This window comes from Nostoc sp. (assembly GCF_036917195.1).
GTDB lineage: Bacteria > Cyanobacteriota > Cyanobacteriia > Cyanobacteriales > Nostocaceae > Nostoc.
Genome location: NZ_JBALDG010000011.1, coordinates 1 through 22,174 on the forward strand (window position 1 = coordinate 1; position 22,174 = coordinate 22,174).

The 22,174-nt window shown below is 43.4% G+C and carries 14 protein-coding genes; 4 read left to right on the plus strand and 10 right to left on the minus strand.

The window, feature by feature from the left end; translation table 11 throughout:
* Positions 1–157 precede the first annotated feature (157 nt).
* A complete protein-coding gene (locus tag V7K40_RS02370; RefSeq protein ID WP_334956357.1) occupies positions 158–481 on the plus strand; it encodes an IS5/IS1182 family transposase in 324 nt (107 codons plus the stop codon).
* 26 nt (positions 482–507) lie between these two features.
* Here V7K40_RS02370 and V7K40_RS02375 read toward each other — a convergent pair whose 3' ends face one another.
* From V7K40_RS02375 to aroF, 5 genes are all read right to left on the minus strand, one after another.
* Entirely contained in the window at positions 508–1,434 is a 927-nt protein-coding gene (locus tag V7K40_RS02375; RefSeq protein ID WP_334956359.1) for an NADP-dependent oxidoreductase, read from the minus strand.
* 17 nt (positions 1,435–1,451) lie between these two features.
* On the minus strand, positions 1,452–2,012 hold the full coding sequence (locus V7K40_RS02380) for a DUF1269 domain-containing protein (RefSeq protein WP_334956361.1): 561 nt from the start codon (positions 2,010–2,012) through the stop codon (positions 1,452–1,454).
* 346 nt (positions 2,013–2,358) lie between these two features.
* Positions 2,359–5,697 (minus strand): efflux RND transporter permease subunit, encoded by a 3,339-nt coding sequence (locus V7K40_RS02385; protein WP_334956363.1) that lies wholly within the window; start codon positions 5,695–5,697, stop codon positions 2,359–2,361.
* A complete protein-coding gene (locus tag V7K40_RS02390; protein ID WP_334956365.1) occupies positions 5,694–7,124 on the minus strand; it encodes an efflux RND transporter periplasmic adaptor subunit in 1,431 nt (476 codons plus the stop codon). The genes V7K40_RS02385 and V7K40_RS02390 overlap by 4 nt, the downstream gene beginning before the upstream one ends.
* Positions 7,125–7,492: 368 nt before the next feature.
* Positions 7,493–8,365 (minus strand): 3-deoxy-7-phosphoheptulonate synthase, encoded by an 873-nt coding sequence (aroF, locus tag V7K40_RS02395; protein WP_334956367.1) that lies wholly within the window; start codon positions 8,363–8,365, stop codon positions 7,493–7,495.
* Positions 8,366–9,204: 839 nt separating this feature from the next.
* Between aroF and V7K40_RS02400 the strand changes: the two genes are divergently transcribed.
* The 3 genes from V7K40_RS02400 (at position 9,205) to dnaN (ending at position 12,007) form a co-directional block, all read left to right on the plus strand.
* Positions 9,205–9,699 (plus strand): hypothetical protein, encoded by a 495-nt coding sequence (locus V7K40_RS02400; protein ID WP_298908187.1) that lies wholly within the window; start codon positions 9,205–9,207, stop codon positions 9,697–9,699.
* 273 nt (positions 9,700–9,972) lie between these two features.
* Positions 9,973–10,620, plus strand: coding sequence for a pentapeptide repeat-containing protein (locus V7K40_RS02405; protein WP_334870594.1), 648 nt, complete (start codon positions 9,973–9,975; stop codon positions 10,618–10,620).
* Positions 10,621–10,843: 223 nt separating this feature from the next.
* Positions 10,844–12,007: a DNA polymerase III subunit beta gene (gene dnaN, locus V7K40_RS02410; protein ID WP_334956370.1), complete on the plus strand. Its 1,164-nt coding sequence runs from the start codon at positions 10,844–10,846 to the stop codon at positions 12,005–12,007.
* Between the two features lie 243 nt (positions 12,008–12,250).
* Here dnaN and V7K40_RS02415 read toward each other — a convergent pair whose 3' ends face one another.
* The 5 genes from V7K40_RS02415 to V7K40_RS02435 form a co-directional block, all read right to left on the minus strand.
* Positions 12,251–16,123, minus strand: a complete 3,873-nt coding sequence (locus V7K40_RS02415) for a GAF domain-containing protein (RefSeq protein ID WP_334956372.1) — start codon at positions 16,121–16,123, stop codon at positions 12,251–12,253.
* 256 nt (positions 16,124–16,379) lie between these two features.
* A complete protein-coding gene (locus V7K40_RS02420) occupies positions 16,380–17,567 on the minus strand; it encodes a TRC40/GET3/ArsA family transport-energizing ATPase (protein WP_334956374.1) in 1,188 nt (395 codons plus the stop codon).
* Positions 17,568–17,903: 336 nt separating this feature from the next.
* Positions 17,904–18,644: a peptidoglycan-binding domain-containing protein gene (locus V7K40_RS02425; RefSeq protein ID WP_334956376.1), complete on the minus strand. Its 741-nt coding sequence runs from the start codon at positions 18,642–18,644 to the stop codon at positions 17,904–17,906.
* A 931-nt stretch (positions 18,645–19,575) separates the two neighbouring features.
* Positions 19,576–19,974 carry a hypothetical protein gene (locus V7K40_RS02430; RefSeq protein WP_334956378.1) on the minus strand — a complete coding sequence of 133 codons (399 nt, stop codon included), beginning with the start codon at positions 19,972–19,974 and terminating at the stop codon, positions 19,576–19,578.
* A 533-nt stretch (positions 19,975–20,507) separates the two neighbouring features.
* Positions 20,508–21,737: an ABC transporter substrate-binding protein gene (locus V7K40_RS02435; RefSeq protein ID WP_334956380.1), complete on the minus strand. Its 1,230-nt coding sequence runs from the start codon at positions 21,735–21,737 to the stop codon at positions 20,508–20,510.
* Positions 21,738–22,174: the final 437 nt, after the last annotated feature.

The following is a 22,174-nucleotide window of genomic DNA, read 5'->3' on the forward strand; positions in this document are numbered from 1 at the left end:
TCTTCTTTCAACACCCGATTGATGTCTAGCATTTTTCTGTCTCATTCCAGTTGCTAATCGTTACTCTACCTTATTAAGCGACAAGTCTAATATTTCCGATGATGCTGGCTTGCTGGAGATGTTGAGGGAAAACATCAGCTATTTCCGGTCAAAACCAATGAACATTCCTAAAATTACCATCCTACTCGACCAGGGTTATCATCCAGAACATCTGACACAGGAACTAGAAAAGGTATACCCGCAGATCATGCGGAAGATTAAGTTTGAGCGCTCGACCAAGCCTTCCACCCAAGAAAAGGCAGCGCAAGGCAAGTCAGGATTTGTCCCAGCAGTAGCTAGGTGGGTAATTGAGCGGTCGAATGCTTGGATGGGGCGCTGCAAGATCCTGGTCAAGAACTTTGAGCGAACACTATCGAATGCCACGACCAAGCTCAATCTTTGTTTTGTTAGGCTCATGCTTAAGAGACTCGCAGCTTCTTAGAGATATCAAATGGGTTCTATAAAGGATTAAGCATTGATTTGCAGCACGATTTTGCCCCGGACATGACCGCCCTGACTCAATTCCTGAGCTTGACGGGCTTCAGACAAAGAAAACGTCTGAGCAACAAGCGTCTTAACCTGCCCGGAATCGACTAAACTAGCAATTTCCTCCAGCAGCGAGGCCGAGGGTTTCATATTCATCATCTCTGCACGGATACCTCGTTCTTCAGCTTTTTGAGCATCGGGGGGAGCGCTAGTTGAAACCATAATGCCACCCGGCTTCACTACTGAATAAGAACGTGCTTGCGTGTCACCGCCTAACGTATCTAGAACTACATCAACATTCTCAACAACTTGTTCAAAGGGTGTGGCGTTGTAGTCAATCACTTGATCTGCACCCAGAGATTGAACAAATTCTGCATTTGCAGCTGAGGCAGTTCCAATAACGTGCGCTCCTTTCCATTTAGCAAATTGCACTGCGAACATGCCAACTCCGCCTGATGCAGCATGAATTAGCACGGTTTGACCTGGTTTGAGATCAGCATGATCAAACAGCCCTTGATAGGCAGTCATTGCTACCATCGGCACTGATGCCGCTTCCACAAAATCGAGCGTCTTAGGTTTGAGCGCGATCGCATCTTCTGGAGCCGTCACGAACTGGGCATAAGCTCCCATTCTCAGTTCGCCATAAACTTCTTGACCGACTTGGAGCGCTTTGACATCTGCGCCAATCGCTTCCACAATGCCTGCGATATCCATTCCAGGCGTAAATGGCAAAGGCATTGGAAAAATTTCTTTCATATAGCCTGCCCGGATTTTCCAATCGAGCGGATTGACTCCGGCAGCCTGAACTCGAATTAGTACTTCATTCGGTTGTGGTTCGGGTTGTGCGATCGTTTCTAGCGTCAGCACGTCTGACTCGCCATAGTTATGAATGCGGATTGCTTGTATCATATTACTCATCCAGATTGTTATAAACTGTCAAAAATGATCCAATCCTGAATCCCTTGGGTTTTCAAAACGGTTTGAGCGTTTTGAAGTTCATCGTTCGTTCCCTCAAGGACTATCAAATACTGTCCTTGTGCTAACCGCTCGTTGTAAAGCTTGATTTGCTCATCTGGGATGTTCGTGCCGATCGCGGCTCCGAGTAAGCCGCCTGCTACAGCTCCATAAAACGCTCCAGTCGCCAGTCCCACCGAAGCAGCTCTTGCTCCAACCAAGACAATCGAGCTAATGCCTGGAATCGCTAAGGTTACTAGTCCACCTCCTAAAAAGCCGATAATACTGCCCCAACTTCCAGCATCTAATGCACCATGCTCGATCCGCTCAATCGTGCGATCGCGGGCAAATTTAGCTTCAGACTGTACAGTTGCCTCTGTTGCTTTAAGCGTCACATCTTCTGAGTTGACGTGTTGAGCAACAACTGAAACTTTGTTCATCGGAAAATCAGCCGCTTTAAGTTGATCAAGGGCTGACTCAGTGTGTTGGCGATCAGGAAATATCCCGGCTGCATTTTTATGTTCTAGCGCCATATTTAATGTCCTGGTTGAAAGTTTGCGATCGCAAGCCCAATTTATGCCTACGAATTACTTTTCGAGGTAAGGAAATCAGTAAGCAAAAAACCTCCTTGGGTTTACTGATTACTGTTAGTTATATTAAAGCCAAATGCGGAGCAAGGATGGCATCAGAGTGTAATTAACTTTATGGTTAATCTTTTAGCTCGACTAGTGGCTTACACTTATCAAAATAGGACTTACGCAAAAACCCTCTCAAACTCTCATTTCTCTGTGACCTCTGCGTCCTCTGTGGTTCGTTTTCTGTTGCCTGTGCGTAAGTCCTAAAAAGAAGAAACCTTTATTCTTTGTTGTTAATTACAAATTAAATTGACTGTTTGCGCCAGTTGTGTTTTTTGAGCTTTGTTTGCCAAGACTCCATGTAGGTGTAGAAAACGGGCGTCAAATAAAGTGTGAGAAACTGCGAGAACACTAACCCCCCAACTACTGCTAAACCAAGAGGACGGCGTGTATCTGCTCCGGCTCCCAAACCGAGGGCAATTGGTAAAGTCCCCATGAGTGCTGCCATTGTGGTCATCATAATTGGGCGGAACCTCACCAAGCAGGCTTCATAGATAGCATCATAGGGGGTTTTGCCGTTTTGACGGGCAATGATCGCAAAGTCAACCATCATGATGCCGTTTTTCTTCACAATGCCAACCAGCAGGATAATACCGACGAAGGCGTAAATATTCAAGTCAACTTGAAATAGCAACAGGGTTAGCAGTGCCCCAAATCCAGCGGAGGGTAAGCTTGAAAGGATAGTCAGGGGGTGAATAAAGTTCTCGTAGAGAATCCCCAACACGATATAAATCACGAAGATGGCAACCAGCAGTAGCAGTCCTAAGCCCTGAATTGATGACTGGAATGCCTGCGCTGAACCTCGGAAGCCTGTACTAATAGTTGGTGGCAGTGTTTGACGAGCAAGTTGCTCAATCTTCCCAGTGACGTTACCGAGTGACACTCCTGGCTTAAGATTAAAGGAGAAGGTAACAGAAGCAAGTTGCCCTTGATGGTTGATAGTTAAGGGGCCCACATCTTTGGTCAAAGTTGCTATAGCGTTGAGAGGTATAAGTTGTCCACTGGGGGCACGAACTGAGAGTAAATCTAGAGCATTGGAATTTTGTTGATATTTTGGTTCCACGCCCATAATTACTTGGTACTGGCTATCGGGGGCGTAGATGGTGGAAACTTGGCGAGTGCCATAGGCATTACTCAGGGCAGTTTCGATTTGATTGGCGGTCAAACCTAAAGCCGAAGCGTGGTCACGGTTGATGTTTACTTTTACTTGCGGATTTTTGATTTGTAAATCGCTGTTGACATCTTGTAAATCTGAGAGTGATCGCAGTTTTTCTTCTAAAAGTGGAGCGTACTGGTAAAGTTCCTGAATATTGGGAGTTTGCAGAGTAAATTGATACTGCGCTTTTGTCTGTTGTCCACCGACATTGATGGCTGGGGGATTTTGCAAGAAAACTTTGATTCCAGGCACACCTGACAACTTAGGTCGGAGTTTTTGCACAACTTCATCAGCACTGAGACGGCCCTCATGGCGGGGCTTGAGTTCGATTAAAATTCTTCCAGTGTTGGCGGAAGCATTGGGACCGCCAGCCCCGACGCTGGAGTTGATGGAATCGACATTCGGATCACGGTAAGCGATCGCAGCTATTGCCTGTTGATGTTTTACCATTTCATCAAAAGATATATCCTCTGATGCCTGAGTAGTTGCAGTGATTTGTCCAACATCTGCGTTGGGAACAAACCCTTTAGGCACAATTATAAATAGATACACTGTTGCTACAAGAATCGCTCCCGAAATCACCATCGTTGTGCGGTGATACTTGAGTGATTTCTTCAAACTCCAATCGTATCCGCCTAATATCACATTAAAAACGTTTTCTGAAAAGTTGTAGAGACGACGGTTAAAATTTTGGATTTTGGATTTTAGACTTTCCTGCGGAACGCTACGCGAACGGCGTGAGCGCTCAGTCGAACGATTTTGAATTTTGGATTGGGAATTGAGAATTTCTCCCTCATCTCCCTCATCTTCCCCTGCTTCCCCTGCTCCCTCACTCTCCGGTTCATGATGAGGTGGACTCAAGAATCTGGAACACAGCATTGGCGTCAAGCTAAGGGAAATTACGCCAGATACCAAGATTGCAACGCTAATAGTAACAGCGAACTCACGGAACAGTCGTCCCAGAATGCCTTCCATGAACAGTATAGGGATAAATACTGCTACTAAGGAAATGGTCATAGATAAAATTGTAAAACCAATTTCTTTAGAACCATTTAGGGCTGCTTCCATCCGGCTTTCGCCCATTTCCATGTGGCGGACAATGTTCTCCAGCATGACTACGGCATCATCAACCACGAAACCTACTGAAAGGGTCAACGCCATCAGTGACAGGTTATCGAGCGAGAAGCCCAGTAGCACCATGACCGCAAAAGTCGCTACTATCGAAAGCGGTACTGCCAAACTGGGAATGAGTGTAGCAGAGATATTGCGGAGAAACAGAAAGATTACCAGCACCACCAAGGCAATGGTGAGCAACAGCGTAAATTGTACATCATCCACCGACTCGCGAATTGACTGGGAGCGATCGTAGAGAATATCTACGTTCACAGCTGCCGGAATTTGTGTGCGGAAAGTAGGTAGCAGTTTCTTGATTGCATCCACTACTTGAACGGTATTAGTTCCCGGTTGGCGCTGAATTGCCAGAATGATCGCCCGGACGCCAGAATTTTGGATTGAGGATTTTTCCCCTGCTCCCCTGCTCCTCTGCTCCCCTGCTCCCCTGCTCCCTACTCCCTGCTGCTTACTTTCCTTCTTAACAGGAAAATACCAGCTTGCTACCTTGTCATTTTCCACACTGTCCAGGACTTGCCCCAGTTCTCCTAGCTGCACTGGTGCGCCGTTTTGATAAGCCACACTTAGGGAGCGATAGCTGGCAGCATCGTTGAGTTGACCGTTTGCTTGGATCGTAGAATTCTGTTGCTTCCCGTAAAGTGTTCCAGTGGGCAGATTGACATTTCCGTTAGCGATCGCATCAGCTACTTCATCAATTCCGATTCCCTTAACACTCAGTGATTCGGGGTCAAGCTGAATCCGTACCGCGTATTTTTGGGAACCGTACACCTGCACTTGCGCCACTCCATCCACCATTGACAGGCGTTGTGCCAGCAATGTCTCAGCATATTTGTCTACAGTTGAGAGGGGCAGAATAGATGAATTGAGCGAGATGTAAAGGACTGGCTGATCTGCCGGATTTACCTTTCGGTAAGACGGGGGATTAGGCATATTCGTGGGCAACTGCCTCGCTGCCTTAGAAATAGCAGACTGCACATCTTGTGCTGCCCCGTCTATATCCCGATTTAGGTCAAATTGCAGCGTAATCTGGGCACTACCCAAAGAGCTGCTAGAGTTCATTGAACTCACTCCCGCTATACTAGAAAACTGCTGCTCTAAAGGAGTTGCTACTGAGGCAGCCATCGTCTCTGGACTAGCTCCGGGCAGGTTAGCTGTTACCTGAAGTGTCGGATAATCCACATTGGGCAGATCGCTAACGGGTAGCTGTTGGTAACTGATCAGCCCAAATATCAAAATGCCAACCATAACTAGAGTTGTCATGATTGGACGCCGGATGAATAGCTCGGAAATGTTCATCGCGCTCCCTGCCTCTTGCTTCCTACTTCCGGTTTCACTTGGACTATGGCACCAGCCACTAGGTTGAATTGTCCATCAGTAACTACTTGCTCACCTGATTTCAACCCTTGCTTGATCACTGTTTCGTTCTTAACGGTGTCACCGACGGTAATTGGACGCATTTCTGCTGTTTTGTCGGGTTTGACTACATACACAAACTGCCCCTGCTGTCCACTCTGTACCGCCTGAGAAGGAATAGTAATAGCATTTGGTTCTTCGCTCAGTTTGAGGACTACATTGACAAACTGCCCTGGAAAAAGTCGCTCATCAGCGTTGGCAAAATTACCCTTAAGTTGAATCGTACCTGTTTGGGTATTGACTCCACTATCAACAAAGGTGAGTTCGCCTCGTACCGGATGCCCTGCATCTTTAGGAGGTAAAGCATCGACTTCTAACTTACCGTTAGCACTGTATTTTTTGATGTCTGGCAGCAGTCGTTGAGGAATGGAAAAGTTGACGTAAATCGGGTGGATTTGGCTAATCGTAATCAGCGAATCCTCGGCATTTGCAGCATTTGCTTTGACTAAGTTGCCTTGAGTTAGTTTCAAGCTACCCGTGCGTCCAGCAATTGGTGCGTAGATGGAAGTATAAGAAAGCTGAACTTTGGCATTGTCGATCGCAGCTTCATCTGATGCTACTGCTGCCAAGGCATTTTGTACATCTGCTTGGGCTGCCGCTACCGCTGCCTGAGCATTTGCTACTCCACCTTGATCTGCCTTCACCGTTGCCTGTTGAGCATCAGCAGTAGTCTGGTACTGTTGGGCCTGTTCTTTACTGATTGCCCCTTGCTTAAGCAAACGAGTATAACGTTGAGCTTGCACATCTGCATTTGTTGCCTGCGCCTTATCCTTGACTACATTCGCTTTTGCTTGGTTCACATCGGCAATGGCTTTGAGCACATTTGCCTGTGCCTGTTTCACCAGCGCTAAATCTTTGGCTTTGGCAGCATTAGCTTGCATCAGCGCGGCTTGTAGAGAGCGGGAATCAATTTTAAATAACAAGTCTCCTTTGTTAACGTTCTGTCCTTGCTGAAAATATACGCCAGTAAGTTGTCCGCCCACCTGAGACTTGACAGATACCGTGGAATATGCCTCTACTGTTCCAGTAGCCGATAGTTGTATTGGAATCGTTTTTTGAGTTGCAGTGGCAACCACAACTGGCACAGCTCGTTTTTTTCCTGCTTCTTTTTTACTAGATTCGGCTTCGGAAGCATTACACGCACTACACAAGTAGGCCAGACTTAATATAAGTACCGAGAACCGCCCTCTTTGAATAATGCTTTGAAAACGAGAAACAATTTGAGCAGCCAAGGACGAAGGCTTTGTCGTCTCAACAGGGGCTAAACAGCGCATATCAACAATCTGGGGGAAAGGGGAAAGCACAGACACGTACTAGCTTGTCGTTAGACATCGCATTTTCTGCAAAATGGTTGGTTGCGATTAATTCTAATTAGAAAAGCATAATATTAGTTAATCTAAACATTAGTGTACTAATAATTTATTGTTTAGCCTACTCCTTTTGGAGATAAATTGTTGTTAAACTCTTGTGACTTTGGTACTAAGCCATTGTGACTTTGGTACTAAGGCGTTGTGACTTTATTTGTATATATAAGATTATGTTGCAAAAATTGTTTGAGAACAAATAAAATAGCCTAAGCAATAACTTTATTTTACGAAAGCGATCGCTGTTTGTCGTTAAGCCAAAATAAATCTTTTAACTGAGACATTCAACAGAAGCGATCGCCCTCAACTGAAATTTAAGCAGCACAAAAAATCGGGGCAGGTTGTAAACCCGCCCCGATCGCTTCTGATATACTGCGCCCAACGGCTGTTGCTACAGGCTTTAAACTATCAACTAGATGCACCATATCTTCTAAAGAAAGTGCTTGACGGGCATCAGAAACAGATTTTTCTGGTTCTGGGTGACATTCAATAATTAATCCATCTGCACCGCAAGCGATCGCAGCCCTAGCCACAGGTGCCACCAGTTCCCGTTTTCCGACGGCATGGGAAGGATCTACAATCACAGGCAGGTGAGTGATTTGCTTGAGTGCTGCCACTGCCCCTAAATCTAGGACATTGCGAGTGTAATCATCGAAGCTGCGGATACCGCGTTCGCACAACACTACATCAGGATTACCGTGGCTGAGGATATATTCAGCAGCCATGACGAATTCTTCAATTGTCGCTGCTAAACCACGCTTGAGCAGTATTGGTTTACCAGCTTGTCCTAAAGCTTTGAGCAAGTCAAAGTTTTGCATATTGCGGCTACCAACTTGAAGCATATCAGCGTGGGCGGCGACTACTTCAATTTGGGAAATTGACATCACCTCGGTGACAACTGGCATATTGTAATGCGATCGCACTCTTGCCAAAATCTTCAATCCTACCTCTCCCATACCCTGGAAGGCGTAGGGAGATGTGCGGGGTTTGTAGACACCACCACGCAAGCCCTGCACGGATGCAGTAGAGAGATTTTGGGCGACTATCTCCATTTGTTCTAAGTTTTCAACGGTGCAGGGGCCGCCGATAATTACCAGTTCTTCGCCCCCGAAAGCGACTTTTTCTGAAAGTTTAACAATTGTCTGATGGTTCGGATAGGATTGTGTGGCAAGTTTGGCATTAATCATGGTTCCATTCTCCTAAAAAATTAAGTATTGGGCACTATACCCCGATAAGAAAAAAGCCCAGAACCTTTGAGGAGTTCCGGGCGCGTTCTGATTCATTGGCATGACGCTATTTACCCGGAACTTATTCTGGGCCAAAAGTAAAAGCCATAAAACCAGCTACTGAAATAAGTCATAACGATGAAATTCTCCTTAAAAAAACAAAAACCGCAGAGTTCGCTCTGCGGTTCACCGGGCGGTTTCCGTTAGGAAACTCGATTCACTCCCGGTGAACCACCCTAAACCAAAAAGAAAAATAAGAATTTGTGTTAAGCATTTGCGGGGCTTTTGCTGGAAAATTCAATAACTATACCTATGTAGGGTAACATTAACAGAAAAAGTCGGTGGTGTCAAGACCCCCATAAACCATGAAAAAGCGATAGACTCAGTACAACTGTAGGAGTCAAGACTATTGACATGCTCACGCCTGCTGAAGCCACGGTGATTCCAACTTCACAAGACGCGAGTTTTCTGGTTCTGCGAGTCGGCTTACTTGGGTATCGTTGCCGTTACCTAAGTAGAGGTCATCCACTTAAGAGACGTTAATTCCGGTATGCCCTACGGTACTCAATCCAATACGAAAAATATTCACCGCAGCATTATGATTCACAAGCTAAAACCGTTCCACATAAACAAGCGTGAGTCCTAGTGCTTAGAGGGATTGAGAAGTTAAAATATATAATTCTCCTGACTTATCACCTCACTTTGCGAAAGCTGATTGCAGACAATTGACAATCACCATACATTATTCTTACCCAAGTCCTTATTGACCAGATTAACTTTTTAGGATCATCAGTTTCATTATGCCCAGTTCCAAAATCTTAGCCCAATCTTTCGACTATTATGGAGTTTACCCCTGCCCAGTCTGTCGGATAGGTAAGATTTCTCATATGCCATTAATGGAAGCTATGGCTTGTGACTTTTGCCAAGAGATTTTTACAGTCAACCTAGAACTACAGCAAATCAAAATGCCTTCTAGGCAACCACCCTTAGTTTGGCGTTGGAATGGGTTTAGTTGGACAGAAGCCCAGTTGGAAGGTATGGAATTAGGTTGGGGTTATGGAGTAGCAGCAGCAGCTTTTGTAATTCTTCCCACTACTTTAATTGGTATAGTAGCTTACTATTTTCCTGCTAATCTCAAGGAACCCATTACCTGGATGCCATATATTTGGACTATATTAACTTTCTTATCACATTTATCAATTATTGTTTGGATTTTTATTGAAGTCTATCAGATTCCAGTTGCAGCATATTTGAGAGCGATCGCTCGATGGAGAAATGGGGAGATGGAGAGATGAGGGAGTGGGGGGCTGGCGTTGCAGAGGGAAGTTGTAGTAAGTCTTTCTCCTTTGCCCCTTTGCTCCTTTATCTGTTGTGCCCCATGACGCCAGTCGCCTCTCCTAAGGGAGACGCTGCGCGAACAAGTCGGGAAACCCTTGACGCTCGATTACTCGCTACCGCTACGCTAACGGCAGTGGCTCCCCAATGCCCCATAATCAATGACATAATGATTCAGCGGATAGATCGACTCCATAACTCATAATTAAGTTGATTGTCCACCAAAATATCGTATGAGCGATCTGGAGCAGTACTATAGAATTTTGGAATTAGAGCCTGGGGCAACACTTGACGAAGTGAACCAGGCTTACAAAGATTTAGTCTTTGTTTGGCATCCCGATCGCATTCCCAAAGACAATCTCCGTTTACAGCAGAAAGCACAAGACAAGCTGAAAGCTATAAATGAAGCTCGTGAAAAGTTGCGCTCTCTAAAAACCAAACCTCAAACCACGCTTAACTCACCACCACCTGAACCACAAAAACCATCTCAAACAACCCAGCAACCACCAAAGAAAAGCTCAGACTTGAGTGGCAAAGACTACAGTCGGGCAAATTTGAGCAATAAAGACTTATCTGGCAGAAATCTAAGTTATGCCAATTTGAGTGGTGCTAATCTCAGTGATACTTTTATGCACAAAGTTAACCTCAGAGGTGCGAATTTATCTGAAGCAAATTTATTTCGGGCAAACTTACTTTTAGCGGATCTGCGGGAGGCGAATTTACGTGCTGCTAATTTGATTGGAGCGGATCTCAGTGGGGCCGACTTGCGGGGAGCCGACTTGACAGGAGCGCGGATTCGCTCTGGTGAGCGCCTTTTGGTTAAACTAATTGGTACTAACTTAGCTGGGGCAATTATGCCTGATGGTGCAATTTACCAATAATTGAGGTTGCGGCAAAACACAGAATTGATGTGACACTTGAGGGTGCCGAATGTGGGATATATTCCTGGTGTATTCCATACCAAACTCTTAATACACCCGCGATTAATGCAATCGTACTTGTCAGCAGCTTGCGGTAGCTTGCAATTATAGGCAACACCTCTACCCCTACTCGCCTATGAACAATAACGGTGTTAGGATATCTTTCACCAGCGGAATCTGACTTATGAAATTAGTTTGCTCCCAAAGCGATCTTAGTACAAACCTCTCACTCGTCAGTCGTGCAGTACCTTCACGACCAACTCATCCTGTACTTGCCAATGTGCTGCTACAAGCGGATGCTCAAACTAACCAGGTAAGCTTAACAGCCTTTGATCTCAGCTTGGGAATCCGCACCAGCTTTAACGCTGAGGTATGGCAAGGAGGTGCGATCGCACTTCCTGCTAAATTACTTGTAGACATCACCTCTCGTCTTCCAGAAGGCGAAATCACTCTAGATGATGAATCAGCCCTTACAGGTGCAACATCCGGTGGAGAAGGTTTAATTGTCACACTCACACCCAAAAGTGGACATTACCAAGTCCGAGCAATGGGGCCTGAAGAATTTCCGGAACTACCTGTAATTGAAAATACAGAAATAATCCATCTCACCACCACCGCATTAATTGAGGGATTACGGGGTTCATTGTTTGCTACTAGTGCTGATGAAACCAAGCAAGTACTCACTGGAGTACATTTAACAGTTAAACAAGATACCCTAGAATTTGCAGCTACCGATGGACATCGCCTAGCAGTGGTAGAAACTAGCAACGAGCGTCCTCTAGGCGGAACTAGTCAACTAGAAGTGACAGTACCAGCTAGAGCATTACGCGAACTCCAACGAATGTTAGCTCATAGCGCCTCATCAGATGAACCTGTAGCTTTATATTTCGATCAAGGTCAAGTTGTATTTTCATGGCAAAATCAACGCTTGACTAGTCGCACATTAGAAGGGCAATATCCTGCCTATCGACAACTAATCCCGCGCCAATTTGAGCGACAAATTACAATTGAACGGCGGCAATTTGTAAGCACTTTGGAGCGGATTGCTGTACTAGCCGATCAGAAAAATAATATTGTTAAGGTCAGTATTGATAGCGAAGCTCAAGAAATTACCTTATCTTGTGAAGCTCAAGATGTGGGAAGTGGTAGAGAATCAATGCCGGTCCAGATTTCTGGGGAAAACATAGAAATTGCTTTTAACATTAAATATTTGATGGAAGGCTTAAAAGAGTTACCATCTTCCGAAATTCAAATGCATTTGAATCAAAGTCTAACTCCAGTGATTTTTACACCATTGGGTGGTTTGAAAATGACCTATTTAGCTATGCCTGTGCAACTTAGAAGTTAATCGGACTTATACCAACCAATTCTATGTGAGGCTGTACATAAACGCCCTCAGACTAGAAGCTTTTGTCGTTACCCACATTTTTGTAAAAATCAAAGTATTGCGCTCACCCGACATCCCGCTCTGCACTGAAGTGCAAGGCTGATAGCCTAAATCCACTCAAGTGGATTAAAATCATCTACTCAGTCCGCTTTGGTTTAAACATTGTTTCTAATTAAAACTTTATCTCTTTAGTGGCTCCCAAACCTACGGGAGTTGATTGTGCGATTTGGTGATTTGTCTAATCGGAATTTCAATCCAAAATTCTGTACCTAACCCTGGCTGAGAATCACATTTAAACACACCACCGTGTTTATCCACCACAATCTGATAACTAATTGACAACCCCAAGCCAGTGCCTTTCCCCACTGGCTTAGTAGTGAAAAATGGGTCGCAGATTCTTGCCTTTATAGCTTCGGGTATTCCTGAGCCATTGTCTGCAATGCGAATTACTACGCTCTTGACATAGCCTTCAAGCTCACCAAGAGCAGTACGGATAGTAATTTGATGGCTATGAGGTTTCGATTCAGATTCCCTGTAATCTTCTAGGGCATCGATCGCATTGCTTAAAACATTCATAAATACCTGATTCAGTGGGCCAGCATAGCACTCTACTAAGGGCAAGTCACTGTACTCTTTGACTAATTTAATCGCCGGACTTTCCGGTTTTGCTTTCAAGCGATGCTGCAAAATTAGCAAGGTGCTATCAATGCCCTCATGAATATTAACTGGCTTTTTTTCTGCGTGGTCAAGGCGGGAGAAATTCCGTAAACCCAAGACTATTTGACGGATGCGATCAATCCCAATTTTCATAGAAGATAGAGTTTTAGGCAAATCCTCGATGATAAATTCTAAGTCTATTTCTTCTGAGCGATCGCGAATCTCAGGGTTGGGGTTAGGGCAGTTTTGCAAATATAGGTCTAGTATACTGAGTAAATCTTGGGTGTAATCATTGACATGGTTGATGTTGCCATAAATGAAGTTCACCGGATTATTAATTTCGTGAGCAACACCAGCTACCAGTTGACCTAGTGAGGACATTTTCTCAGTTTGGATCAGTTGGGTTTGAGTTTGCTTTAAATCATGCAGAGCTAGAGCCAGCTTTTCTGTCTGCTCCTTAGTCTGATTATGCAATTGGGCTTGTTGGAGTGCAACCCCAAGCTGATTGGCAATTTGAGTGATGAACTTAATTTCTGAGGCTTCCCAGTGGCGGGGTGCAGAGTTCTGGTAAGCTGCTAGTAAGCCCCATAGCTGTTGCCCGATAAATATGGGTGCGATCGCATACGCCTTTACTTGTAATTGCTCCAGAGCCGCAATATGACACTCCGAGTGACCAGACTGATAGATATCATCAACTATATAGCTTTCATTATGGCGATATCGTCCACCTTGAGTTTCCTGTAAATAGCTATCTTCCCAAACTGTCTTGAGATCAGAACCTACAAGTTTTACCCAACCATCACCCACAAACTCGGCGATATATTCACCACTCCAATCTGGATGAAAGCGATAGACAGCCACACGATCCGCTTGCAGTGATTTGCAAATTTCTTGAGTGGTAGTCTGAAAAATCATATCTAAGTCAAGAGATTCTCGGATTTTCGCAACAACTTCAAACAATACCCGTTGTTGTTCTGCCGCTTGTTGCAAATCAACAGCCTGATGCTTGGTTTGTTCAAGTAAATCAGCTTGTTCCAGTGCTACAGAAAGCTGTGCAGCAACTTGGGTAGCAAACTGGATTTCTGAGGATTGCCATTCACGCGGTTGGTAACACTGGTGAATGCACAACAAACCCCACAGTTCATTACTTTTAGCCAGTGGCAAAACTAAATTGGCTTTAACTTGGAGTTGCTCCAGCATTTGGACATAACAAACATTCAGCTCAGAGTTGTGGATATCAGCGATCGCGTGGATGCGTCCCTGACGATAGAGGGCATCATACTTCTTCTTAAAGCAGGTGTCTTGAATTTTTAATGTTAAAGCAGAAGTAAACTCTGGCAAAAGATCCTCTGAAACAATTTCACCTTCATCGAGTTGGGAATTCGCGTCAAAGCGGTATACTACTACTCTGTCAGCATTCAAAGAGCGACGGACTTCACACACAGTTGCGGCAAAAACTGTATTTAGATCAAGAGATTCCCGAATTTTGGCAACAACTTCAAACAATATATGTTGTTGTTCTGTCGCTTGTCGCAAACTTAAGGTCTGCTGTTTTGTTTGAGTGAGTAATTCTGCTTGCTGAAGTGCTACTCCCATTTGGGCAGCAATCTGACTGAGAAAGTTAACTTCAGAGGCTTTCCATTGTCGGGGGCCAGTGTGTTGATAAGTTGCCAGCAAACCCCAAAGTTTTTGTCCAACAAAAATCGGAGCAAGCACAAAAGCGTGAATTTGAAACTGTTCTAGATTATCGATATGACACTGAGCAAACCCCATACTGTAGATGTCATCGACTGCAAATGTTTCATTGTTGCGGTAACGTCCTCCTTGTGTGTCTTGTAGGTAGGTATCATTCCAAACTGTATTGATACCTAGTTCAGACTCATTCGACCAGTATGGATTAGCAGCCTCAAAATCCCCGACAAATTCACCACCCCAATTAGAATCAAAACGATAAACAGAAACGCGATCGGCTTTGATTAATTGACAAACCTCTTTAGTGGTTGTTTGAAAAATGGTATTTGTATCAAGAGATTCCCGAATTTCGGAAATGACTTTAAACACAGCCTGTTGTTGTTCAGTTGTCCGTTGTAATTCAACTGTGCGTTTTTTAACTTGTTTTTCTAAATTTTCATTGAAGGCTTGCACTTGTTGGTATAGTTCATATTGCTGAACTGCTGAAGCAAAGTGTTTACCGAGGTCTCTAGCCAGTTCAATCTCTTCGAGCGTCCATTTTTGAGCTTGTGCTTTTTTAGATTCGCGCCAAACCTCAAAGGATTGTCGGGGGTACAGTTGCCTTTGATCGCTGTCATACTGCCCCGCCCACAGCGTTTCTGTATCGATTTCGTCGCGGAAAATACTTAAATAGCCCAGCAACTGCTGACGATACTGGAGTGGGATCATCAACATGCTGCGAATTTTAGTTGGTTGAAAAGCAACTTGCAAAGTTCGCAAGCTAGGAGTTTGATATATATCTAAAATCGGCCAAACATCGTAGTTACTAGACTTGTAGTATTCCTGCCAGACGCTATACTGCTCTATGAGTGGATATATGGTTTGTTCTGGCATCACAGGTTGCTGTCCACAAATATAAAGCTTGATACAAGTATTTCCTGGTATTAAGCATTCTGTTAAGCTGGTCAGGCTGCCATTGTGGGAATCAAAAGTTGCATTTCTAATGCAAAGCCTACCACCAACACCATCAAAGGCAGCAACAGCCGCTTCTAGGGCTGGCTGTAATATAATAGTGGGTAGTGAATGCAGCAGGGTAGCAATGCGGTTAATGATAGTTTCTCGTTCGGCTGTTTTGCGGACTTGAGTCAGCAGGGTACTTTGAGCGATCGCTACTGAAAGTTGATCTACTACCATCTGCACAGCTTCCAGTTCATATTCTGAAATCTGGCGTGAGTCAGAATGGTGAGATACCAGCAGCCCCCAAAGTTGATCTTGATAAATAATGGGTGCTACTACAGAAGATTTGACCCCCATCGCACTCAAGTACTCAACATGACATGGATCTACAGGGCGGTAACGGATATCTTCTGATATAGTTTCTCCATTTTCCAACTCATGCAAGTGACTTTGACCAATCTCTTGAGTATCAAGATTAACAACAGAACGCACTCGTGATTTAATAAATAGTTCACGCGCGGTGGGCGGAATATCATCAGCAGGAAAGTTCAGCCCCAATAGCGACGGCAACCGATTTTCGTAAATTGACTCAGCAATCACTTGACCACTATCATCGGGATGAAATTTGTAAATCATCACTCGGTCAGTTTTTAGTAGCGATCGCACCTCTGCCGTTGTCACTGTGATAATTTCTTTCAACTCTAAGCTTCGTCGGATACGGTTTGTAATGCGGCGTAGTAAACTTTCTTCATGGCGACATAAGGGCAAATCTTGTTCAGGGTTGGAGATCATTGCTTATAGCAAAATAAATTAATAATTTGCAAACTGAAATAATTAAATCTAAAGCCATTTTTAAATTTATTTCATTAAATTGTCTTCAGTGAAACTACTGCCAAATCCCGAAGAAAAATATTTATTTACCTTTTATAAAAATTTACCAAAAACTCATAAAAACAGACGCTAAAAGAATTGCGTCTGTACTAGTTATAAGAAAAGATTCTTGCTTTTTAAGTTTGAGTTTTTGTCAAATATTGCCGGAGCAACAAAATTAAACTCTTATGTTGTCAGTAAAACGAATTTTAAGATAGTCGTCTTCCATCTTTGCCCCTCCTGGTTGTAGTGCTGCTAGGGCTTGCGGCAAAACTAAGTTACGACGGTGATTGCCAATAGTAATGTTTAATTCGTCCCCATTTTTACTCAGTTGAACTTGGTTTTTAGGAATACCAGGTAAGTAAAGTTCTAAACTGTATTGGTTTTGCTCTTGCACGACTTTCATGGTCGTTTCTTTATAATAAACCTGAGTCGGATCTTCATCTTTATAAAGGGTTTCCTTCAGGCGTTCTAATGAAGCCAATCCGCACATTTCCTCAGAAAAAAGTGGGACTTCTTTCACAGGTAGAGGGTGGAAATTATCATGAATTTCCTGACGATATTGCTCCTGACTTTCCTTCCAACGTTGGAAAAATGGGTCTTGGACAACGCTAGGAATAATCCGATTAGCCACCACTAAATCTGTTGCAACATTATACAAACTCAAATAAGCATGGGCACGGAGAGACTCTTTAATCACCATCTTTTCAGGATTAGTGACCAGACGCACTGAGGTTTGAGTATTGTCTGTTAATACTTTTTCCAGAGCTTCAATTTGTTCATAAAACTCATAAGGTGCATCCATCACCTCTTTATCTGGTAGCGAAAAACCAGCAATTGGTCTAAAAAAAGGTTCAACCAGAGGGCGAAGTGCTACGGAGATGTTTTGAAATGGTTTGTAAAAACGGCGCATATACCAGCCACTGACTTCAGGTAAACTCAGCAAGCGCAGTGCTGTGCCAGTGGGGGCTGAGTCGATAATTAAAACATCAAACTCACCTTCATCGTAATGGCGTTTCATCCTTACCAAGCCAAAAATCTCATCCATGCCTGGTAAAATTGCCAATTCTTCTGCCTGTACGCCGTCTAGACCCCTTGCCTGTAAAACTTGGGTAATGTAACGTTTCACAGCACCCCAATTTCCCTCTAATTCTTGCAGCGCATCCAGTTCTGCACCCCAGAGATTTGGGCGAATTTCCCGGGGTACATGTCCCATTTCTATGTCAAAACTGTCTGCCAGGGAGTGAGCGGGATCTGTACTTAAAACCAATGTTTGATAGCCTAATTCTGCACAACGGAGTCCAGTTGCAGCAGCAACGGAAGTTTTGCCCACGCCGCCTTTGCCGGTCATTAAAATTACACGCATAGATGCTTCTGTCCTGCCTAAGGATTTTTTACATTTATTTACATTATCGACTGTTTAAGGAAAATAAATTAGTAGGCAAGGTTTTGAGTTTATCAAACTGATTATCAATAGTGTCAGTTTATTGATAGACTTTTAACAGAAAATCAAGGATTTTAAAAATAATTTTCCGTTCTTCTGCGTCCATTTGATTGCCAGTTCGACTTGTGTGTACACGGTAGCCCAATTTATCAGGGAGCGGGTGCGGTCTTCTCCCTACAGCCCTTCCCTAATGGGACGCCTTGCGGCGGCATCCTACGGCAGGCAGGCGTTAGTTTCTCCCTTGGGGAGAAGGGGAGACTATTTATTCCAGAGACTTAAAAATGCTTGAGAGATAACTGGGGTAATCTGACTTTGTAAGTGATTTAGTGCATCACGATGATTTGCATTGTTGTCATCATAATAAGTGAACAAATTCGTCAGCTTGACAATCTCAGGATTTTGATCGTTTGTCCCCCTCCATTTATTAGTAACTTTGTATAAAACGTCCTTAGGTAGATTTTGTTGTAAGTTATTTAGGGCTGCGATGTAAGAAGGATTTTTAGGATTCTTTTTGAATTGGAAGCACAAATCTATCAGCTTAAGTTGTGATTGTGGCTGGGGCTGGGGCTTATTTGTTAGAGTAGGTTGCTGTAGAATTTGACGCTGTTCAATAGTGGCAATGCCATTTTCAGTTAAACCCTGAGATTTCTGAAATTTCTTGACTGCTGTATAAGTGGCTGGCCCATAAAAGGGCTTGTCTAGAGGAATTTCGGCATTGGTTGCAAAACCATGAAACTTCAATCTATTCTGAAGCCCTTTGACTGTATCTTCCATTACAGTTCGAGTCTCTGAATCAGCGTTACCATTTACCACAAGTTTTTGTGAGTACTGTTTCTGAAACTTTTTAATCGCTTCTTCGGTAGGATCATCAGTCAAGGAGTTATTGTTCCTCTTCCAGGGAGCAAATTTTGTGAGATCAGGCTTAGGATCAATTTCAGGAGCTAAATATCCCAGCCCAATCAATATATGACGGATGACTTCAGGGCTACTAATGGTCATGCTTCTTGATTCCTTTGCTACTAAACTACCATTTAATGTATCTTGTTTTACAAAAATTACGTAAGTAGAAATAAATAAATCTAACATATCTTGTTTAGAAGGCGTTCTAAAAGTTAAGCAATGTGTGATAACAAGGTGCAACTCTTTGAGACGTTTGGCGTAAGTGACTACACACTGGTAAAAAGAAAGGTGGTTTTAAGTCTTAGTAAGCGATCGCTTATTCTCAACTATTGATGATACTACGCAATGTTTCCTTTACACCAGCTTGCAAGCGGCTCTCTGTACTTGTGCGATCGCTCTTTGCTATTTTGCTACGTTTGTAAAAGAAAGTTACGATTGGCAACGAAGAAAAAGGGGTAAGCGATCGCTTCAAATTGCTTCAAAATAGCGATCGCATCTATTACAGCAGATTTCAACTTAGTTAAGTACAGTGCTTTAGTCTACAAGCCAGATAAAAAACCTTTTTGACTCCTAACCAAAGGCGGAGCGTCTCCGGCTTTGCTCTTAACTCCTGCTCTAAAAGGTTGTTTGAAAAGTGTTTCCCTGGTGACTTTAAGCACTTCCAGATCCCCCCCTAACCTCCCTTTTTAAGGGGTACTTAGAGGGATCTAAAACTTTTGATACTGAGAAGAGAACTTTTCAAACATCCTCTAAAGGACTGACAAAAAATAAATTATCCAAAATTGTTTGTACATTTGTAGGGGCGTAAGGCCTTGCGCCCCAAAGATGGGATGTTTTTTTAACTGGAAGTCCCTAATGATAAGTAGCTGCACAAAAATATTCACAGTCATTACCAACGAAGTAAAGCAATCCTAAACCGCAAGCAAATTGCAACTTTACAAGACGCTACGCATAGCTTGCTTCTTCATAGGAGTGCGTTTCACTTCGTTACATTTACAATGATATTGTGTAATTAATTCTGTCCGACTACTTACTTAACAGTTTGAGCGCTCTTTTTTGATTTTTGCTTTACGCCACCTTTCAAACGGGTTATCCTGCTTCTGCGGATGCGCTCGCTTTTGCGAATACCACCCGCCATCTCATATTCGATGCTATCGTTACCGTACTTGAAAGCAACCCCCATCAACATTTTCGCAGTAAGATTACCTAAGCTTGTTTCCAACTCTTCAATCTCGGTTCGGTAAGAATCAATCATCGCTAGAGCGCTGTTATACTCATCAATTTTGGTGCGTAACTGCTCAATTAGTTGTGTGAAGTTTTTTAAGTTGTGAGTATCCCCAAAATCTATCGTTGGATCAATCGCCTTCAGTCCAGAGGCTCTTAACTCAGCCTTTTCTAGAATGCGGGATATTAATTTTTTACGAGTCATAAATTTACTCTTATCAAAAGCTTATAAAGCTAGTTTGCCCTACAGTGACTATATATCGCAGCAGTATAATCCGCAAAACATTTGCGTTGCGGTGAATCCAGCGCTGTAGGCGGGTTTCACGCCGTAGGCGACTGGTGAATCCCAAGGGCGTCTCCCCCATCCCCAAAGGAGGCCCCGAAGCCCCCCGTTGTAGCAACTGGCGTTTGAGGAACGAAACCCAACATTATCAAGACTTTGTTGGGTTGCGCTGCGCTTAATCCAACCTACGATTCTTCTTAAGTGAACCGTATTGCTACGCGAACAGCATCCCTCTTATTTCAAGAACTGCTGCGATCGTTGTTAGCTATTTCACCATCTTGGCAAAAGGGAACTGCGATCGCATTACCTAAAAGAAAATCAGTCACTAAAAGCAATGAAACCGCGCTATTCAAGGGACACGATAAAAAGTGTGTTAACAAATGCGATAGTAGTCAAATAACAAGAAATGCAAGCTTGAGACAAAAGTATTGTCAAGTACAACTGATATTGGCACTCTAATTAGCTCTTAAAAAAGAAAACTTACCATTGATACCGTTTGGTTCCATTTTGAGTTGTGCAACGTAAAACTCTTTTTGAATTACATCACCTACTGGTGTAAAAGCAATTTCACCGAGAGGAGTTTGATATTTTCCTCTTAGTAACTCTTTATTCAATTCTGTACGCAACTGTGGCAGTGTCAATTTGTTAATGTTGCTTTTTTTATCTAAAGATTGAAGAGTTTCTACATATATCTGTAACGCAGCAAAAGCTTGAGCACTTACTTGGGGTGGTTCTCTATGATATTGTTCAAGGTAGGCTTTGCGAAATGCGGTGTTAATTTCACTGGCATACACAGGGCTATAAGCTTGAGCCACAATCACGCCATCACAAAGCGCTCTGCACACAGAAAATATATGGGATGTGTTAAAACCATTGCCACCAACAATTATTCCTTTATAACCAAGTTCTCGTAATTGTTTAACTAAATTACCTCCATCTACAGCTAACCCGGATATAATCGCTAAATCTGGTTTTAAATTAATAGCACCGCTGGCTTGAGCTTGAAAGTCGGTATCTGTAGTTTGAAACTTTTGGACTGTGACTAAATCTAATCCTAAATTTCTAACTGCTTTCTGAAAAATTTCTGTTTCCGACTTATTGAAAGCGTCATTTTGAGCGTAGAATACAGCTACTCTTTTCAGATTAGGATTTTGTTTGAGTGCAGCTTTCACCGAATAAGGAGCGACGACAGCAACAGATGAAGAAACACGAGTTACATAATCACCAATTTCGGGAATGCCTTTAGCAGTGTTTGATGCTCCAATAACTGGGACTTGATTGCGTTCTGCTACGGGATCAGCGCTAAAAGCTTGTTGTGATAAAGTAGGGCCAACAATGCCAACAACTTTATCTTTACTAATTAAAGTTTGAAAAGCGTTAATGGCTCCAACTTCATCGCCACCAGTATCTTGATAGACTAATTTAATTGGTCTACCATTGATACCTCCTTTGTCATTAAAATACTTCTGGGCAATTTTTACTCCATCAGTTCCCTCCTGACCAAGTAATGCTACATTGCTCGTTTGTGCGAAGGCGATACCGATAGGAATAGGATTAGCTACACCTGTTGTCGCTGTTGGATTATTTGCGGAATTCGCTTCATTACTGCCACTTTTACCACAAGCTACCAGCAGCATAGAGCATGTAAATAGTAAGGCAGTTTGATGTGCGATCACTTTTTTCATAGATGTATGACGATGATATTTGTTAGGATAATACTGGATTGTAGTGTATTACATGTAAATGAGAAATCCTATAGTTGACTGATCAGCAACCGAAGCAGAAAAAAGTCAGATTCACGTCTAGGCTCGTAAAACACGGGAGCAAGTAGAACAGGGTTATTCTGGTTCCTTGTGAGCAGAAAACCAAGTCTCTGGCGAGGAGGTGAAAGATTGTCTTGAAGGCACTTGTTCCGCCGCGCCTGTCGCTCAAATTGAAAAATCCTCAAGTTTAGCAGCGATCGCATTGCAGGGGTAGTGGGTCTATACAACAGCCTATAGCGCTTCTCAATTGAGTCAAATACAGACCTAACAAGAACAGCCCCTTCCCTTGTAGGGAAGGGGAGTAAGAAATTCAAAGCCTCTCTCCTTTTAGGCTACGGTGTACACACAAGTATGACCAG